Source organism: Holdemania filiformis DSM 12042 (genome assembly GCF_000157995.1).
In the GTDB taxonomy this organism is placed as follows: domain Bacteria; phylum Bacillota_I; class Bacilli_A; order Erysipelotrichales; family Erysipelotrichaceae; genus Holdemania; species Holdemania filiformis.
Genome location: NZ_GG657578.1, coordinates 1 through 1,375, shown reverse-complemented (window position 1 = coordinate 1,375; position 1,375 = coordinate 1). Strand labels below are relative to the sequence as shown.

2 protein-coding genes are annotated in these 1,375 nt (G+C 54.3%); both read right to left on the bottom strand.

Features of this window, described 5'->3' with window-relative positions:
* Positions 1-165: 165 nt before the first annotated feature.
* Positions 166-348: a transposon-encoded TnpW family protein gene (locus tag HOLDEFILI_RS18055; protein ID WP_002605634.1), complete on the bottom strand. Its 183-nt coding sequence runs from the start codon at positions 346-348 to the stop codon at positions 166-168.
* Positions 345-1,202: an ATP-binding protein gene (locus tag HOLDEFILI_RS18050; RefSeq protein WP_002605635.1), complete on the bottom strand. Its 858-nt coding sequence runs from the start codon at positions 1,200-1,202 to the stop codon at positions 345-347. Before HOLDEFILI_RS18050 ends, HOLDEFILI_RS18055 begins: the two co-directional genes overlap by 4 nt.
* Positions 1,203-1,375: the final 173 nt, after the last annotated feature.

Sequence of the window (1,375 nt, the reverse complement as noted above, 5' to 3'; positions counted from 1 at the left end):
TCGTCCTCGTGGGATAATCTCGGATAAAGGGCGGTAATAAGGTTTCGGGTGGTCTGTCTTAACATAGTGTCCTCCATTTCCGACAGCCAGCCCCACTATTCCGTATGACTATCATACCACACGCCGGGGCTGGCTGTACAGTCCTTTCTGCTTCTTTACGTCCCGTCAAATTGCCGATTTTTGTGTAGCAGCTTCCGCTTCCAGCACTTTCAGCATTTTATCGGCGGCGGTGGCGGTGGTGTCCTGCTTGAAATAGCCGGAAACGACAAGGACAGAATTACCTATGCGGATTTCCGTCACGCAATCCGGGCGGCGGGTGCTGCGGTCATTCTTTGGGGTGTTGGTCATAGGCGGCTCTCCTTTCTGTTCATCAGCTTTTTCAGTTGTCCCATTTTCTCCTGCGCCGTGGCTTTTCGGAAGTTGCTCCCGGTAAAGCGGACAGGAGAACACATTTCAATCAGACGGTCATAAATGCGGGCGTGGGCGGTGTCCTCCGGGTGCTGCAAGTCCTCCAGCGTGAGATTAGTCGTGACGATCAGCGGCCTGCCGCTGCGGTAACGGCTGTCAATCACGTTGTAGACCTGCTCTAAGCCGTATTCCGTTCCCCGTTCCATTCCAAAATCGTCAAGGATAAGCAGCGGGAAGCTGCAAAGTCGGGAGATATATTCATTCCTGCCCTCAAAGCTGGCGGCAAGGTCACCCAATATCAATGCAAAGTTTGTCATGCACACGGGGATTTCACGCTCCATAAGGGCATTTGCGATACAGCCCGCAAAATAGCTCTTGCCTGTGCCAACGCCGCCCCATAGCAGATAGCCAATGTTGCGCTCTTTCATGGTTTCCCAGTTCTCCACATAGAAATGGGCGTGTTCCATTTGCGGGCACTTGCCGTTGTCGTTCTCAAACGTCCAGCCCTGCATAGCCGGGTCTGTAAAGCCCCGCCGCTTCAACCGCTCGACAGTTTCAAGGTGACTGCGCTGTTTCTCTGCGGCTTCCCGTTCCTCACGCTCTGCCCGCTGGCAGTCACATTCTGCCGGGTGGCGGTCACGCCCCAGCCATGCGGCGGTTTCTTTGGGGAAATAGCCCTCTTTGGGCTTGTGGCACTTCCCGCAGTATAAAAGCCCGTCCTCGCCGGTGTAGTCCTCCGGCTCCGGCGTGGTGTCGGTCATATTCAAAATCATTTCATCAAATCCATTCGTCATAAGCTCTCGCCCTCCTTACAGGTATAATCGGGTATGCCCTTTTTCGGGGCTTTCTTGGCTGCGTCCTCCTGCGCCCACTTGTAAATCGTGGCTGCATGGCTTTTGTATTTCTTCCCGCTGGAAGCGATATGGCAGGATAGGCGGTCAATGTAATACTCCCACTTGCCGGGAAG

Excerpts from the sequence above, each read along its gene's own strand:
- HOLDEFILI_RS18055 (WP_002605634.1), bottom strand. The coding sequence starts at position 348 with ATGACCAACACCCCAAAGAATGACCGCAGCACCCGCCGCCCGGATTGC.
- HOLDEFILI_RS18050 (WP_002605635.1), bottom strand. The coding sequence starts at position 1,202 with ATGACGAATGGATTTGATGAAATGATTTTGAATATGACCGACACCACG.